This window comes from Comamonas aquatica NBRC 14918 (assembly GCF_000739875.1).
GTDB classification, from domain to species: domain Bacteria; phylum Pseudomonadota; class Gammaproteobacteria; order Burkholderiales; family Burkholderiaceae_C; genus Comamonas; species Comamonas aquatica.
This window is the reverse complement of record NZ_BBJR01000044.1, coordinates 1-16,577: the sequence shown is the minus strand read 5'-3', so window position 1 is coordinate 16,577 and position 16,577 is coordinate 1. Positions and strand designations below refer to the sequence as shown.

Annotated in this window: 13 protein-coding genes and 1 tRNA gene; 8 read left to right on the top strand and 6 right to left on the bottom strand. The window is 63.8% G+C overall.

What is annotated here, in order from left to right:
* Positions 1-30: 30 nt before the first annotated feature.
* From CA2_RS09795 to hemH, 3 genes are all read right to left on the bottom strand, one after another.
* The gene (locus CA2_RS09795; protein ID WP_042416058.1) at positions 31-1,269 is read right to left on the bottom strand and encodes an MFS transporter; all 1,239 of its coding nucleotides are present in this window, start codon (positions 1,267-1,269) and stop codon (positions 31-33) included.
* A gap of 305 nt (positions 1,270-1,574) precedes the next feature.
* Entirely contained in the window at positions 1,575-2,093 is a 519-nt protein-coding gene (locus CA2_RS09790) for a nucleoside deaminase (RefSeq protein ID WP_042416055.1), read from the bottom strand.
* A gap of 80 nt (positions 2,094-2,173) precedes the next feature.
* Positions 2,174-3,241: a ferrochelatase gene (gene hemH, locus CA2_RS09785; protein WP_042416052.1), complete on the bottom strand. Its 1,068-nt coding sequence runs from the start codon at positions 3,239-3,241 to the stop codon at positions 2,174-2,176.
* 79 nt (positions 3,242-3,320) lie between these two features.
* Between hemH and CA2_RS09780 the strand changes: the two genes are divergently transcribed.
* The 3 genes from CA2_RS09780 to CA2_RS09770 are packed head-to-tail and all read left to right on the top strand — an operon-like array spanning position 3,321 to position 5,132.
* Positions 3,321-4,019: an HAD family hydrolase gene (locus tag CA2_RS09780; RefSeq protein ID WP_042416049.1), complete on the top strand. Its 699-nt coding sequence runs from the start codon at positions 3,321-3,323 to the stop codon at positions 4,017-4,019.
* A 35-nt stretch (positions 4,020-4,054) separates the two neighbouring features.
* Positions 4,055-4,900 (top strand): DUF2189 domain-containing protein, encoded by an 846-nt coding sequence (locus CA2_RS09775; RefSeq protein WP_042416046.1) that lies wholly within the window; start codon positions 4,055-4,057, stop codon positions 4,898-4,900.
* Between the two features lie 19 nt (positions 4,901-4,919).
* Positions 4,920-5,132 carry a DUF2788 domain-containing protein gene (locus CA2_RS09770; protein ID WP_042416044.1) on the top strand — a complete coding sequence of 71 codons (213 nt, stop codon included), beginning with the start codon at positions 4,920-4,922 and terminating at the stop codon, positions 5,130-5,132.
* A 90-nt stretch (positions 5,133-5,222) separates the two neighbouring features.
* Here CA2_RS09770 and hpnE read toward each other — a convergent pair whose 3' ends face one another.
* Positions 5,223-6,545, bottom strand: a complete 1,323-nt coding sequence (gene hpnE / locus CA2_RS09765; RefSeq protein ID WP_042416041.1) for a hydroxysqualene dehydroxylase HpnE — start codon at positions 6,543-6,545, stop codon at positions 5,223-5,225.
* Positions 6,546-6,550: 5 nt separating this feature from the next.
* Positions 6,551-7,390, bottom strand: a complete 840-nt coding sequence (hpnD, locus tag CA2_RS09760; RefSeq protein WP_042416039.1) for a presqualene diphosphate synthase HpnD — start codon at positions 7,388-7,390, stop codon at positions 6,551-6,553.
* Positions 7,391-7,539: 149 nt separating this feature from the next.
* Here hpnD and CA2_RS18740 point away from each other — a divergent pair, with 149 nt between their 5' ends.
* Positions 7,540-9,267: a methyl-accepting chemotaxis protein gene (locus tag CA2_RS18740; protein WP_042416036.1), complete on the top strand. Its 1,728-nt coding sequence runs from the start codon at positions 7,540-7,542 to the stop codon at positions 9,265-9,267.
* 71 nt (positions 9,268-9,338) lie between these two features.
* Here the strand turns inward: CA2_RS18740 and hpnC are convergent, their stop codons facing one another.
* Complete coding sequence (gene hpnC, locus CA2_RS09750) at positions 9,339-10,205, bottom strand: squalene synthase HpnC (RefSeq protein ID WP_042416034.1); 867 nt, start codon at positions 10,203-10,205, stop codon at positions 9,339-9,341.
* 80 nt (positions 10,206-10,285) lie between these two features.
* Here hpnC and CA2_RS09745 point away from each other — a divergent pair, with 80 nt between their 5' ends.
* From CA2_RS09745 to CA2_RS18010, 4 genes are all read left to right on the top strand, one after another.
* Positions 10,286-11,398, top strand: coding sequence for an efflux RND transporter periplasmic adaptor subunit (locus tag CA2_RS09745; RefSeq protein WP_042416032.1), 1,113 nt, complete (start codon positions 10,286-10,288; stop codon positions 11,396-11,398).
* A 14-nt stretch (positions 11,399-11,412) separates the two neighbouring features.
* Entirely contained in the window at positions 11,413-14,604 is a 3,192-nt protein-coding gene (locus tag CA2_RS09740; protein WP_042416029.1) for an efflux RND transporter permease subunit, read from the top strand.
* A 96-nt stretch (positions 14,605-14,700) separates the two neighbouring features.
* Positions 14,701-14,786: transfer RNA gene (locus CA2_RS09735), tRNA-Leu, on the top strand.
* Positions 14,787-15,115: 329 nt separating this feature from the next.
* Positions 15,116-16,577 (top strand): type IIL restriction-modification enzyme MmeI (locus CA2_RS18010; RefSeq protein WP_169741462.1); only part of this gene is annotated, 1,462 nt, incomplete at its 3' end.

Genomic DNA, 16,577 nt, shown 5'->3' with positions numbered 1-16,577 from the left:
CCCTTTTTTGGTGGGATGACGCCGCTGGGCTCAGTGCAGTTCCTTGCCCTTGAGCTCGGGGATCAGCACTGCCGTGGCAATCATGTCGATCACATAGATGGCGGCCAGCAGGGCGATTGCCATCTGGAAGCCATAGCCCATGGCCACCGCCCCCACCACCACCGGCCCCAGACCGCCAACGCCGCGGCCAATGTTGAACAGCACGTTCTGCGCCGTGGCGCGGGCCTCAGTGGGGTAGGCCTCGCTCATCACGGCCCCATAGCCGCCCATCATGCCGTTCACGAACATGCCGAGCACAGCGCCGGCCCAGAGCATGGCGATGGGGTCGGACAGCTGCGCATAGGTCAGCACCATGATGACGGCGCCCAGCTGGAACAGCAGGAAGCTGGGCTTGCGGCCGATGCGGTCGGCCAGCTGGCCAAAAATCCAGATGCCAGCCATCATCCCGACGATGGTGACTGCCGTCCACATCGATGACTTGGTCAGGCTGAAGTCCAGCTGCTTGGATAGGAAGCTGGGCATCCAGATCATGATGCCGTAGTAGCCAAAGTTCTGTACCGAGGTCAGCACGATCACACCCAGGCTGACCTTGGCGGTGGCCTTGTCCTTGACCAGCAGGCGGAAGGCTTCGAAACGCGAGGCTTTCGGGGCGGCGGGCTTGCGCACAAAGACTTCGGGTTCGTGGATCTTGTGGCGGATGAACCAGGCCACCAGCGCGGGAATCACTCCGACCAGGAACATGCCGCGCCAGCCGATCAGTGGCAGCAGCAGCGGGGTCAGCAAGGCGGCGCCCAGCACGCCCACCTGCCAGCCCAGGGCCACATAGGACGACACGCGCGCACGGTGGCGGGCCGGCCAGGCCTCGGCCGCCAGGGCCATGCCGATGCCGAATTCACCGCCCAGGCCGATGCCGGCGATGGTGCGGTAGACCAGCAGGTCCCAGTAGCCGGTGGCGAAGGCGCACAACCCGGTGAACACGGCAAACAGCACGATGGTCCAGGTCAGCACGCGGATGCGGCCATAGCGGTCCGACAGCGCGCCAAACACGATGCCGCCGAACACGGCACCGATCAGGGTCCAGGTGACCAGGGAGCCGGCCTGGCCGGGGGTGAGGTTCAGGTCGGCCGAAATCGCTGTGAGCATGAAGCCCAGGATCAGCAGGTCAAAGCCGTCCATGGCGTAGCCAACGGCCGAGCCGCACAGGGCTTTCCAGCTGTAGCTGTTGACGGTCGTGGGCTGGCCGCTTGCAGTCGAAGAGGGGGAGGTCATGGCTGTTGTTGTCCTGTTTTTTGCTGGGGCACGGGCATGTGCCTCCAACAGGCCAAACCCCAGGGCGCGCAGGCCATGGGGGCAAAAGCAATCACCGAAATATGCTGGCGCCGCTGGATGGGGCGCAGCAAAAGGCCTGCAGAAAAGTGCAGGCCGTGGATTCGGAGCGTGATTCTAGGGGCAATCGCGCGGCCTGCACCGCACCGGTGCAACAGGCCCGCAACTGCACCAGCTTAATTCGGCAGCCCTGCAAAAAATGTCGGAATGTGCCATGCAGGGTGCAGGTCGGGGATGACCGCGCGCGGTCAGCGGCGGGACCAGAAGCGCTGCTGCTGGGCGGCGATCTCCGCGGCCAGCTCGGGCACCGGGCCGATCAGCGCCACGGGCTTTTGGCAGTGGTCAAAGATGTAGCGTGCGGGCACGCTCATCGTCGGGTTCTCGCCGTGGTTGCCGGTGCATTGCAGCAGCGCATGCTCTGTCATGCCGAACACCACGCGGCCGATGTTGGCCCAGTAGGCCGTACCGGCGCACATGCAGCAGGGCTCGACGTTCGTGTAGAGCGTGCAGCTCCACAGGTATGCGGGCGTGAAGTTGGTGGCCGCCATGCGCGCCAGGGTGGACTCGGCATTGTTGACGGTGTTGATGTTGCACTGCTCCATCAACACCGTCTCCTGGTCCGGGCCGACCAGGATGGCGCCAAACGGGTGGTGGCCCAGGGCCATGGCCCGTTCGGCCACCCGCTGGGTGTGGCGCAGGTGGCGGCACAGTTGCTCGTGCGTCGGGGCAAGGCCCTGGGCGGGCAAGGGGTGAGGTGTGGCAGTCATGGGTACAGAAAGTGTGTACCGCCATGCAAGCAATTAGCGTGCACGCCCGCAGCCCTGGCGTGCACGGTGCCTGGGTCGCCTCAGGTCCCGAGGGTTGTGGGGGGCACCGGTTGCACCGGCCAGCCCTGCAGGTGCTGGCGCGCCACGTCGCGCAGCGCACCGATCCAGGTGGCGTGGTCGTTCAGGCAGGGGATGAAGCGGTAGTCCTTGCCCCCGGCGTGCACAAAGGCTTCGCGCGCTTCCTGGTTGATTTCCTCCAGGGTCTCGATGCAGTCGCTGGTGAAGCCGGGGCACATGATGTCCACGCTCTCCAGGCCCTGGCGGGCCATCTCGACCAAGGTCGGCTCGGTGTAGGGCTCCAGCCACTTGGCCTTGCCAAAGCGCGACTGGAAGGTCAGCACATACTGGCTCTCGTCCAGCCCCAGGCGCGCGGCCAGCAGCCGGCCGGTGGCATAGCACTCGTCGCGGTAGGGGTCGCCCAGCTGCCAGGTGCGCTCGGGTACGCCGTGGAAGCTCAGGAACAGTTTCTGCGCCCGGCCGTTCTCGCGCCAGTGCTGCTCCACGGTCTGTGCCAGCGCTTCGATGTAGCCCGGGTGCTCGTGGTAGCGGTGCACGAAGCGCAGTTCGGGGATGTGGCGCTGGGTCTTGGCCCAGTCGTAGACCGCATCGCACACGCTGGCCGTGGTGGTGCCGGAGTACTGGGGGTACAGCGGCAGGATCAGGATGCGGGTGGCGCCCTGCGCCTTGAGGGCGTCGAGCTGCGCCGGGATGGACGGATTGCCATAGCGCATGGCCGGTGCCACCAGCACATTCGCGCCGGCTTCGCCCAGCCAGCCGCGCAGCAGGGTGGCCTGGCGCTCGGTGAAGTACAGCAGTGGCGAGCCCGTGGCGCCACCCTGGTCCCAGACGGTGGCGTACTTGGCGGCCGAGGCCTTGGGGCGCAGCCGCAGGATGATGCCGTGCAGGATGGGCCACCACAGCAGCTTGGGAATTTCCACCACGCGGTCATCGCTGAGGAATTGCGCCAGGTAGCGGCGCACCGCCGGGGCGGTGGCGGCATCGGGGGTGCCAAGGTTGCACAGCAGCACGCCCGTGCGTTCAGGCTGGCCGGAAGGGAGCTGGGGTTCGGGGGCAAAGCGGGAGAGCATGCAGTGATTGTCGCAAAACCCGGGTGGGCTCCGCACCGCGGGGGCTGTTGCGTGTGGCGGCTTGCAGTAACCTCGGCCCATGCTTGACCCATCGCAAATCCGCGCCATCACCCTGGATCTGGACGACACGCTGTGGCCGATCTGGCCCACCATCCACCGCGCTGAAGAAGTGCTGTTGCTATGGTTGAAAGAGCGTGCAGCCAAGACGGCACAGCTGTTTGACACCCCCAAGGCCCTGCGTGCCATCCGCGAGCGCGTGGAGCAGGAGCGCCCCGACCTGCGCCACGACCTGAGCGCGATGCGCCGCGAGTCCATCCGGCTGGCGCTGCGCCAGGCCGGCGACGATGAGGATTTGGCGACCCCCGCGTTTGATCTTTTTTTTGCCGAGCGCCAGCGCGTGCAGCTGTTTGACGACGCTTTGCCGGCGCTGCAGTTCCTCGCTCAGCGCTGGCCCGTGGTGGCCGTGACGAATGGCAATGCCGACATCCACCACATCGGGATCGGCCGCTTCTTTCGCGACAGTTTCAACGTCATGCGCACCGGCTTTGCCAAACCCGATGCGCGCATCTTTCACCTGGCGGCGGCGGCCGTCGATGTGCCGCCTTCGGCCGTGCTGCATGTAGGAGACGACGCCAAACTGGATGCCGTGGCGGCCCGGGATGCGGGTATGCACGCTGTTTGGCTGAACCGCAGCGGCTTAGATTGGCCAATAGAGAAAGAGCACCCACCCACCACGGTGGCCAGCTTGCAAGCGCTGTGTGACATGCTGGCTGCCTGAGGGTTTTGCCCCCAGCGGGGCGCAGGAGCCAGCGTATGCCCAGCACTTTGTCGCGCAACCCCAGCACGGATCTGCCCGTCCCCCTGTCCGTCGGCCTGATGCAGCCCCTGGGCTGGCTGGCCCTGGGCTGGAAGGACATGTGCCGAGCCCCGGCACTGAGCCTGGCGCATGGCCTGTGCCTGACGCTGTTCGGCCTGTTGATCCTGTGGATCGGGCATGACCGCTTCTGGCTGATGGCCGGCGCCTTGTCGGGTTTTCTGGTCATGGGGCCGGTGGTGGCCACCAGCCTGTACGCCATCAGCCGTGCCCTGGAGCGTGGTGAGCCGGTGGGCTGGCGCCTGGTGCGGCATACTTGGTCCCACTGGCAACAGGGGCACAGCAAGCTCGGCAACGACTACTGGTGCTTGGTGCAGTTCGGTGTCTTGCTGTCCATCTCGGCCACGGGCTGGGTGCTGGTGTCGGCCTCGCTGATCACGCTGATGTCCCCCGTGCGCATCGCCACGCCGCTGGACTTCATGCAGCACGTGGTGCTGGCGGCGGATGGCAACCTGTTCCATCTGTGGCTGGCACTGGGCAGCCTGCTGGCGGCACCCATCTTCGCTTCCAGCGTGGTTTCTATGCCTTTGTTGCTGGATCGCAAGGTTTCTTTGCCGCAGGCGGTGCTCACTAGCTGGTTGGTGATTTTGCAAAACCCCATTCCCATGGCCGTGTGGGCGGGGTTGATTTTGATGTTTACCTTGCTGGGCCTGGCGTCGTTGCTGCTGGGGTTGGTGTTTGTGATGCCCATGCTGGGCCATGCAAGCTGGCATGCCTACCGCGATCTGGTGGATGCCTCCGACTTTGCGCTGCGGGAGGCGGCGCACGGCGTGCCAGGGCGGTGAGGTTTCTAGGACCTGTGTTGTGATCTTCGGTTTTACAGAACAACAAATTTCGGAATTTTTCCTGACCTACGGCGTGGGGGCCTTCATTCTCTTCATGCTGTTCATCATCGGTCACCTGGCCTGGCAGTCCAAGGCGGGCAAGTTCGGCACCTTTGTGCTGTTTCTTGGCCTGGCCGTGGGCTTCATCGGCTTTCTGGCGAAGGTCGTGATCCAGTGGTACTTGGAAAAATGATCGCTTCTTAAACCATAGCTGTCAGCGCATGCGATGCAAGCACTTCGGGTCATAAAAGGCCTGAAGTGCTTTGTCTTTAAGCGCTAGCAGCTATGTTTTTAGAAAGTTGCCCACCGCCGCAGCCGCCTGCAGGCCGCTGCGCACCGCGCCTTCCAGCGTGGCAGGGTAGGGGCCTTGCACATAGTCGCCGCAGGCCCACAGGCCCGGCAGGATGTCGGCAGCGGGGCGCTGCACGCCGGGCGTGCAGGCAAAGGTGGCGCGCTTGTCGACCACGGTTTTCAGCGGCTGCAGATCGGGCAGGCGCAGCTGCGTGCGGGCTTGCGCCAGCACCTGCGACTGCAGCAATGCCTTATCGCCCTGGCTGGCGCTGACCACCAGGGCCAGCAGGCCGGCCGGCCCACCCAGTTGCCCCTTGTCAAAGGCGAACTGCGCGGGGGCGTCCGCCTGGCTGCGCAGGGCCACCATGGGCGCCGGCAGGCCAGGGCCCTGCGCTGTGTGGGCATAGACCGTGGCGATTGCCGTGTGCGGCAGCGCCTGTGCGCAGTTGGCCCAGGCGGTGGTGCGCCCGGACAGCGGTGCGGGCACCCCCTGCAGGGCCTGCACCAGGCGTGCCGCCTCGGCGCAGGGCGTGGCCAGCACCACGGCATCCATGTTTTCGCCATCCACCTGCCAGGCAGCGCCATGGTCTGTCGGGGGGGTGAGGGCCTGCACGCGTTCACCCAGGCGCAGCCGGGCACCGCGCTGCTGCAGCCAGGCGGCGGCCGTGGCCGGGAACAGGGTGGACAGGTCGGTGCGCGGAATCAGCAGGTTGGAGCCGCCCCGTCCGCTGAACAGCCCATCCTGCAGCACCCGCAAGAAGATCTGCCCGCTGGCGGCGCTGGCCGGCAGGTTCAGGGCCGAAATGCACAGAGGATCGACAAAGTCCTGCAGCAGGCGCGCCGGCAGGCCCTGGCACAGGTCGGCCACGCTGGCGCTGGCCGGGCACTGGAACTGCTGGCGCTGCCAGCGCTGGGCCGTGCGCAGCAGGGCCAGCTTCTCACGCCAGTGCCAGCCGCGGGCGCAGGCAATGCCCCAGGCCGCGTCCCAGGGCGGAGGCCAGTCGGGCAGGTGCAGCCCCTGGCCATCGGCGTAGCGCAGATCCAGCGGCAGGCGCTGCAGGGCTGCGGCTTCCACGCCGACGGTGCGCAGCAGCTGCAGGCAGGCCTGGTAGGCGCCGATCAGGATGTGCTGGCCGTTGTCGACCGTCCAGTGGCCACCGTCGGGTGCGGGAATGTCCAGTGCGCGTGCACGGCCGCCCCACTGGCGGCTGGCTTCCCAGACCTGCACCTGGTGGCCCTGCTGCTGCAGGGCGACGGCGGCGGCCATGCCGGCCCAGCCGCCGCCCACGATGGCGATGCGCTGCGGCTGGGGCATGGCCCTTACATGCGGCCCAGGGCCTGCATCTTCCACGCCAGCCACAGCTTGCGCAGCGGCGTCAGGGCAATGCGCTGATGCAGCACCTGGAACTGGCCGGCTTCGATCTCGCGCAGCAGGGTGCGGTAGATGCTGGCCATCATCAGCCCCGGCTTCTGGGTGCGGAGGTCGGCCGCCGGCAGCAGCGCCAGGGCTTCGTCGTAGAGCTGGTGGGCGCGTTGCGCCTGAAAGCGCATCAGGGCCGTGAAGCGGTCCGAGTATTCGCGCTTGGTGATCTCGTGGGCCTTGACGTCGAACTGCTGCAGCTCGCTGATGGGCAGGTAGATGCGCCCGCGCATGGCGTCTTCGCCCACGTCACGGATGATGTTGGTGAGCTGGAAGGCCAGGCCCAGCTTGTGGGCGTAGGCGGTGGTGGCCGGGTCGGTCTGGCCGAAGATGCGGGCCGCCACTTCGCCGACGACGCCGGCGACCAGGTGGCAATAGCGCTGCAGGCCGGCAAAGTCGAGGTAGCGTGTCTGCTCCAGGTCCATCTGGCAGCCCTCAATCACCGCCTGCAGGTGGCGCTGCTCGATCCCGAATTCGGCCACGTGGGGCATCAGGGCCAGTGTCACCGGGTGGCCGGGTTGGCCGCCAAAGGCCTGGGCGACTTCCTGCTGCCACCAGGCCAGCTTCTGGGCGGCCACGCCCACGTCCTGCACCTCGTCCACGACATCGTCCACTTCGCGGCAGAACGCATAGAACGCGGTGATCGCGGCCCGGCGGTTGGCTGGCAGAAAGAGGAAGGCGTAATAAAAGCTGCTGCCCGAGGCGGCGGCTTTTTCTTGGACGTAGGTTTCCGGATTCATATGGCGGACGATTGTCACATGCTTGGGCAGGGCCGCGGCGCTGTGTACTGGATTAGTGCGCGGCTTGATTTGCATCAATGGAAGGGTGTGCTGATTTTTCAGGCAAGCCCCTAAGATCATAGGGTTGCAATTTGATACAAGCATACGAGATGCCGAGCTTCAATTCCCTGCGTCTGACACAGCGGTACATGCTGGTCTTTTTCGGTTACTTCGCATCGATGGCGGTGGTCATCGGCATGAGCTGGTATGGCTTGATGAGCTCTCGGGATAGCCTGCGTTCCTTGCACGACGAGTCACTGCAGCGCATCTTGCTGGCCGACTCGATCAACGAAAGCGTGTCGCAGATGCGCATGCAGACCCTGCTGTCGTTCCAGCACGCCCCCGACAACCCCCTGTCGGCCCTGCACGACCACCCCACGTCCAGTCACCTGGAGCTGATCCGACACAATCTCGACAAGGGCGTGGAGTGGCAGCAGCAACTGGCCAAGATCGTCACCGAGCCCATGGAAAAGGAAATGTTCGCGGAGGCCATCCGTGCGCAGAACGCATGGAACGCCAAGCTGGGCGAGATTGTGCGTGGCCTGGAGAGCGGCGACTTCAGCAGCGAGCAGATGTCGCGCTTCCTGGCCCTGGGGCGCGAGGAGGGCGACATGCTGGTGGCCCTGGTCGGCGCCTTCAAGGGCCTGCAGATCTCCCAGGCGGACGTGGCCTACCAGGCGGCGTCCGAGCGCTACCACTTCAGCATCCTGGTGTTCGTGCTGTGCGTGCTGCTGGGCGGTCTGCCGGCCACGCTGCTGTCGGTGTCGCTGCTGCGCCGCATGAGCCATGGCTTCAAGTCCGCGCACCACACCGCCCAGGCGATTGCGGCGGGCGACATCTCCCAGCGCGTGCCGGTCAGCGGCAAGGATGAAATCACCGAACTGCTGGTGCAGATGGAAGACATGCGCATGCGCATGCACTTGCACGACATCATCTACAAGGTGCGCAGCGGTGCCGATGCGATTGCCGGCGCCTCGACCCAGGTGGCGGCTGGCACGGGCGATTTGTCGATGCGCACCGAGCAGCAGGCGGCCTCGCTGCAGCAGACGGCCTCGGCCACCGAGGAGTTGTCGAGCACGGTGCAGCAGAACGCGGACAGCGCCTCGCGCGCCAGCGAACTGGCCTCGGGGGCCACCGAGGTGGCGCAGCGTGGCGGCGAGATGGTGTCGCAGGTGGTGGCGACCATGGAGGACATCAACACCTCGGCCAAGAAGATCGAGGCCATCATCGGGGTCATCGACAGCATTGCCTTCCAGACCAACATCCTGGCGCTGAACGCGGCCGTGGAAGCCGCGCGCGCCGGTGAACAAGGCCGTGGCTTTGCCGTGGTGGCCAGCGAGGTGCGTTCGCTGGCCGGCCGCTCGGCCGAGGCGGCCAAGGAAATCAAGGTGCTGATCAACGACTCGGTCAACCGCGTGCGTGTGGGCAGCGACCAGGTGCACCGCACCGGCAAGACCATGGAAGACATCGTGCAGAGCATCGCGCGGGTGTCCAGCATCGTGCACGAGATTGCCGATGCCAGCCGCGAGCAGTCCAAGGGCCTGGCGCAGATCAACGATGCGGTCTCGAACCTGGACGATGTGACCCAGCAGAACGCCGCCCTGGTGGAGGAAACCTCAGCCGCCTCGAGCGCGCTGCAAGAACAGGCGCGCCAGATGGCGGAAATGTCGACCCAGTTTGTGCTGGAAGCTGGTGCCACCACGGGCACGCCGTATATCAGCAGCTACAGCCGCCCAGGTGCGTCGACGGCCACGGCCAAGCCTGCGGTGTCCCAGGGTCAGCGCACGCTGGCGTCGCCTGCGCTGGCGCCGGCCGAGTCGGCGAACGAAGCCGCGTAAAACCGCAGCTCCTCTGCAGTTCCAGGCCGGTGCATGCACCGGCCTTTTACATCGGGCGTGCGATCACACGATCACATCCACAGCGCACGCCAGAGCATGCGCGGCAGGTCGGCCTTGCCCAGGGTGCGGCGCGTGTGCAGGCTGGCGCCTTGTTGTGCCTCCACCCGGTCCAGCACGCGCAAGCCGCCTTGCACCACCAGGCGCAGCTCCCAGCCGATGCGCCCGGGCAGGCGGTGCACAAGTGGCAAGCCTTTTTGCATGCTGGCCCTTGCCCATGCTACGTTGTCAGCTATGAGTTTTTGTATGGACGGGGTGACCTGTTGCCGTGCCAGGTCCTGCCGGGTGACGTCCCAGCGTTGGCAGTCGGCATCGGTCAGGTAGTGCCGCTGGCGCGGAATGTCTTCGCTCAGGTCCTGCCAGAAGTTGATCAGCTGCAGCGCCGTGCAGATGGCGTCGCTGTGCGCCAGGGCCTGCGCATCGTGCACGCCATACAGGTGCAGCAGCAGGCGGCCCACCGGGTTGGCCGAAAGGCGGCAATAGTCCAGCAGCGCCTCCCGGTCGGCATAGGTGGCGCCATCGCGCGTCTTCTCGATGTCCTGTATGAAGGCGCTGAGCAGGTCGTCCAGCAGCCCGACCGGCAACTGCCGCTGCTGCAGCTGGTGTTGCAGCGGCGCAAAAATGTGCGCCCAGTGGGGCGCCGGTGGTTGGCCGCCGGCCGTGGCGTGCAGTTCGCTGCGGTAGGCCTGCAATTGCTGCAAACGCTGGGCAGGCGTGGCCGTGCCTTCGTCGGCCAGATCGTCGGCCGCACGCGCAAACGCATAGATCGCGGCAATCGGCTGGCGCAGCGGGGCCGGGCACAGCCAGGACGCGACGGGGAAGTTCTCGTAGTGCGTGACCGGGGCGGCTTGCGGGCTGGAGGAGGGGGCGGGCGTGTTCACGCCGTGATTGTCGCTTGACAGGTTGCGGGGGCTCTCCTAGATTGCTAACCAATCAGTCAGTAACTTATCTTTCCCCCTCCATGGTTTCTACTCTTCGGTTGCGGCCCAGCCTGGGCCTTTGCGTTGTCGCGCTGGTGGCGTTGACCTTGTCGGCCTGTTCGCGCCAGGCGCCGGCGCCCGAGCCGGTGCGTGCGGTGAAGTTGCTGGAGGTGGGGGCCAGTCCACTGCAGACCCGGGTGGAATATGCCGGGGATGTGCGGGCACAGACCGAATCGCGACTGGGCTTTCAGGTGGCTGGCAAGCTGGTGCGGCGTGCCGTGAATGTGGGCGATGTGGTGCGCCAGGGGCAGGTGCTGGCCGAAATCGACGGCCAGGACTATGCGCTGGCCGCCCAGGCCGCGCAGGCCCAGGTGGCCGCCGCACGGACGCAGCGGGATCTGGCGCAGGCGGACTGGCAGCGTTTCTCGGCCCTGAAGGAGAAGGGCTTCATCAGTGGGGTGGAGCTGGACCGCCGCCGCGCCAGCCTGCAATCGGCCCAGGCACAGCTGGAACAGGCCCAGGCTCAGGCTGCGGCCCAGAGCAACCAGAGCAGCTATGCCCGGTTGCTGGCGCCGGCCGCCGGGGTGATCACGGCGGTGAGTGCCGAGCCGGGGCAGGTGGTGTCTGCGGGCACCGCGGTGCTGCAACTGGCCCACGATGGGCCGCGCGATGCGGTGATTGCCGTGCCCGAAGGTGCGCGCGGTCAGATCGCCGTGGGACAGGCGGTGCAGGTGCGCATCTGGTCCACGGCCGAGAGGCTGTCGGCCACGGTGCGCGAGATGGCCGCCAGCGCCGACCCGGTCACGCGCACCTACAGCGTGAAGGTGGGTCTGCAAGGCCAGCCCCAGCCGGATCTGGGCGCGACGGCCTATGTGTCCATGGATTCCGGGGCAGCGGCAGCCCAGGCCGCCTTGAAGCTGCCGACCACGGCGTTGTGGCAGCAGCAGGGTGCGTCCATGGTCTGGCGCTTCGATCCTGCCAGTGCCACCGTGCAAGCGCAGCGTGTGGAGGTGGGCAGCGTCGAGGGCAGCGAGGTGGTGATTGCCTCGGGTCTGGAGCCGGGCATGCAGGTGGTGGTGACGGGCACCCACGTGTTGACGCAGGGCCAGAAGGTCAGCGTCTATCAGCCACGCCACCCTGAAGCTGCGCACTGAGCCTGGAGCCAAGCATGAGTGACCAAGACCAAGCGCCGCAATCGGCGCCGGACAAGCAGGGCTTCAATCTGTCGCGCTGGGCGCTGCAGCACATCCCGTTGACGCGCTACCTGATGGTGGTGATCCTGCTGTTGGGTGGGGCCGCCTATTTCCAGCTGGGGCAGGATGAGGACCCGCCGTTTACCTTCCGTGCGATGGTGGTGCGCACCTACTGGCCGGGGGCATCGGCCCAGCAGGTGGCGGAGCAGGTGACCGACAAGATCGAGCGCACCCTGCAGGAGGTGCCCTACGCCGACAAGATCAGCAGCTACTCCAAACCCGGGGAGTCCCAGGTCATCTTCCAGTTGCGGGACAATTCGCGCCCCCAGGATGTGGCCAACCTCTGGTACACGGTGCGCAAGAAGATCGGTGACATGCGCTACACCCTGCCGCAGGGGGTGCAGGGGCCGTTCTTCAACGACGAGTTCGGGGATGTCTACGGGGTGATCTATGGCCTGTCGGGCGAAGGCTACAGCTACGCCGAGCTGAAGACCTTTGCCGACGACGTGCGCCAGCAACTGCTGCGGGTCAAGGATGTGGCCAAGGTCGAGCTGTTCGGCGTGCAGAACGAACGCATCTTCGTTGAGCTGTCCCAGAAGCGCCTGGCGCCCATGGGGCTGGACGTCAACCAGGTGGTGGGGCAGTTGAACCAGCAAAACGCCATCGAGGGGTCCGGCGTGCTGCAGCTGCCGCAAGAGCAGGTGCAGATCCGCGTGGCCGGTCAGTTTGATGCGCTGGAGCAGGTGCGGTCCATGCCGGTGCGTGCGCCGTCCGGGGTGCTGATGAAGCTGGGCGACATTGCCAGCGTGACGCGCGGCTACGAGGACCCGCCCAGCGTCAAGGTGCGCCACGAAGGGCGCGAAGTGATCGCCCTGGGCATTTCGATGACCAAGGGCGGAGACATTGTTGGCCTGGGCCACGCCCTGCGCCAGGCGGTGGCGCAGATCGGGCCCAAGCTGCCGGTGGGGGTGGAACTGGTCAACATCCAGGACCAGCCGAAGGCGGTGACCGAATCGGTCAACGAGTTCATCAAGGTGCTGGTCGAGGCGGTGGTGGTGGTGCTGGCGGTGAGCTTTGTCAGTCTGGGGCTGCACCAACGTGCGGAGGCCACCGTGTGGTGGCGCCGCTGGTACATCGATCCCCGGCCGGGGCTGGTGGTGGCAGTGACCATTCCCCTGGTGCTGGCGGCGACCTTTCTGGCCATGTGGTACTGGAAGATCGGCTTGCACAAGGTTTCCCTGGGCTCGCTGATCATCGCCCTGGGCTTGCTAGTGGATGACGCCATCATTGCGGTCGAGATGATGGTGCGCAAGCTGGAAGAGGGCTACGACAAGCTGCGCTCGGCCACCTTCGCGTATGACATCACCGCCAAACCGATGCTGACCGGGACCCTGATCACGGCGGCCGGCTTTCTGCCGATCGGCATGGCCCAGTCCATGACCGGGGAGTACACCTTTGCCATCTTTGCGGTCACCGTGATTGCACTGGTGATCAGCTGGGTGGCTTCGGTGTATTTCGTGCCCTACCTGGGGAGTCTGTTCCTCAAGGAGCCGCAGCGCACGGTGCAGGCCGGATTTGCCCAGGATCCGCACGAGGTGTTCGACAGTGCCTTCTATGGATGGTTTCGCTCAGCGGTCACATGGTGCGTCGCGCACCGCTGGCTGACGATCGCGGTCACGGCGGCGGTGTTTGGCCTGGGGCTGTTCGGCATGACGCGGGTGCAGCAACAGTTCTTTCCGGATTCCAACCGGCCGGAGATCCTGGTGGACGCCTGGTTCCCCGAGGGGACTTCGTTTGCCGGCAACGAGCAGGTGGCCCAGCGCATGGAGACCTTCCTGCGGGCACAGACCGGGGTGCAGAGCGTGACGGTGTGGGTGGGCTCGGGTGTGCCGCGTTTCTATCTGCCGCTGGACCAGGTGTTCCCGCAAACCAATGTGTCGCAATTCATCGTGATGATGGATGACCTGGCGGCACGCAACCATTTGATGCAGGTTTTGCCGGCAGGGCTGGCGCAGGCGTTTCCCGAGGTGCGGTCGCGCGCCAAGCTGCTCCCCAGTGGGCCGCCCGTGCCCTATCCCGTGCAGTTCCGGGTGGTGGGCCCGGATGCGCAGCAGCTGCGCGTGCTGGCTGACCGGGTGAAGGCCGTGATGCAGCAGCACCCCGATCTGCGCGGGGTCAATGACAACTGGAACGAGTCGGTCAAGGCCATGCGCCTCGAGATCGACCAGGACAAGGCGCGTGCCTTGGGTGTCAGCAGCCAGTCGATTGCCCAGGCCATGCAGACGATGTTCTCGGGCACCACGATCGGCCAGTATCGCGAGGGCGACAAGCTCATCAACATCGTCTTGCGCCAGCCGGTCGAAGAGCGCGACGCGTTGTCGGACCTGGCGGCGGCCTATGTGCCCACGTCATCGGGCAAGTCGATCCCTCTGCTGCAGATTGCCCAGCCGGTGTTTGCCTGGGAGCCGGGGGTGCTGTGGCGTGATGCGCGCAGCTATGCCATCACGGTGCAGGGCGATGTCCGCGAGGGGCTGCAGGGCGCGACGCTGACACAGGCACTGAAGCCGCAGCTGGACCGTTTGCAGGTGCAGTGGACTGCGGAAGGCTGGGGGGACTACCGCATCGTCGTGGCCGGTGCGGTAGAGGAAAGTGCCAAGGGGGCTTCCTCGATTGCAGCCGGCATTCCTGTCATGCTGTTCCTGGTGTTCACCTTGCTGATGCTGCAATTGCACAGCTTCAGCCGTGCCTTGCTGGTGTTCATGACCGGCCCGCTGGGGATTGCGGGCGTGGCGGCCGCCTTGCTGCTGCTCAACCGGCCGTTTGGCTTCGTGGCCCTGCTGGGGGTGATCGCCCTGATGGGGATGATTCAGCGCAATTCGGTCATCCTGATCGATCAGATTGAATCGGACCGCGAGCGGGGTGTGCCGGCCTGGGATGCCATCGTGGAAGCAGCGGTGCGGCGCTTGCGCCCCATCGTGCTGACGGCCGCCGCTGCGGTCCTGGCCATGATCCCGCTGTCACGCAGTGTGTTCTGGGGGCCAATGGCGGTGGCCATAATGGGCGGTTTGATCGTGGCGACGGTCTTGACGCTGTTCGCCTTGCCGGCAATGTATGCGGCGTGGTTCCGCGTCAAACGTCCGGATGTCCACTTTTTCCCTGAAAAATGATGGGCGCTGTCGTTCTGCTGCGAAGTTTTCGCGGTTAAAATCGCCGATTGACCTATGACGCGGGTCGGTGTACGCCGGTCCGCTGTTATCCAGACCGCGCGGGTGGCGAAATTGGTAGACGCACCAGGTTTAGGTCTTGGCGGTAATGCACCGTGCCGGTTCGAGTCCGGCCTCGCGCACCATAAAATTGTTAGTAAATTCAAGGGCTTACGGAGTGATCTGTAAGCCCTTTTCTTTTGGTCAAGTTTCCGCTTTTGACCCCGTTTTTCCCGCTTTTTCCGGCTTTTTCCAGAGGGAGTTTGGGAAAAATTTGGGAAGAAATTGGTGCGGAGGTCGCTGAGTGCTCCGTTGCTCAACCCTGAAGGCGAAGCCAATGCAATAAGGGTTATTACATTTCACCCGGACTGGTCATCGTGATAGGTCAAGCAAACCGCTTCAAACAGGTAGTTGATAGCGCGAAACCGAACACAATCTCAACGCCTACTCGCTTCAAGCACCAAGGTGCACTCGATTGGGAAGAACCGCAATTGCTTTACTCTATAAGGGCGGATACGAAGCACAAGTCTTCAACAATTCATTGAAGCCTGATTTAAGTGTGAGTGCTTACAAGTGGAAATGGAAAACTAGTCTCAATCTCATGACACCAGAAGAATTTATTGCACGCTGGCAAAAAAACAAACTCTCGGAGAGGGCGGGAGCACAAGGCCACTTCGATGACTTGTGTGAGTTGTTGGGTGTGCCGAAACCTCGTGACCCTGAAAGCTATTGTTTTGAACGTGGTGCCAAAAAATCTAGTGGCGGTGATGGTTGGGCAGACGTATGGAAAAGAGGCTACTTTGCTTGGGAAAACAAGAAGCCGGGAAGAGACTTAGCCAAAGCACTTAAACAGCTCGCGGACTATGCCCCCAATCTAGAAAACCCTCCTCTTCGGGTTGTCTGTGACAGAGAGCGCATCATCATTCACAAAGCCTTTACAGGCTATCCTGATGAACCTCACACGATACGCATTGAAGAGCTGATTGACCCAAGCAAAAGGCAAATTTTAAAGTGGGTGTTCACAGACCCGCAAAAACTTAGGCCAGAAAAAACTACTGCTGCGGTAACAGAAGAAGCAGCAAGCAAGTTCGCAGACCTCGCAGAAGTAATGCGGCTGCGTGGGCTAGATAGCAACCACGTAGCCCACTTTCTTGTTCAATGCCTGTTCTGCATGTTTGCGGAAGATGAAGGCTTGCTGCCCGAAAAAATCTTCACCAATTTATTGGAGAGTGCCAAGGCTGATGTAACCAAGGCAGCAGACCGCATCAAAAAATTGTTCGTTGCGATGCAGAAGCCATATGGTGCCTACGGCAATGACGATATTGAATGGTTCAATGGCGGCTTGTTTAAGCAAACTTCAATTCCAACACTGACGGTCAGTGACCTTGAAACATTGCGTCAAGCGTCTGCTGATATGGACTGGCGAGCGATAGACCCAACAATTTTTGGCACTCTGTTTGAACGTGGTCTAGGAAGCAAGCGAGCAGCACTCGGCGCCCATTACACAGATACATCGACCATCGAAAAGTTGGTGTCGCCCATAGTTAGCGAACCATTGCTTGAAGAGTGGTCAGCGACACTGGACAAGATTAAGATTGAACTGGAAAAAGCCAATCAACTAGATGAAGCAAAAGCCGAAGCAGGCCGTATGAAAGTTACGACTGTTGAAGCAAAAAAAGAATTAGAAGCCAAACTTACTTTGGCTAAAAAGAAAAGCACGGAAGCCCGAAACAAAGCTCAAAAACTTTACTCTGCCTTCTTGCTCAAACTAGCACAGTTCCGAGTGCTAGACCCTGCATGTGGAAGTGGAAACTTTTTGTATTTGGCACTCAAGGCACTACGAGATGTTGAAAAAGTAGTCCACGTTACAGCCGAAGAACTTGGCCTTGAAGCAGAGACTGAACTGCACACAGGGCCTCGCAACATCCTAGGTCTTG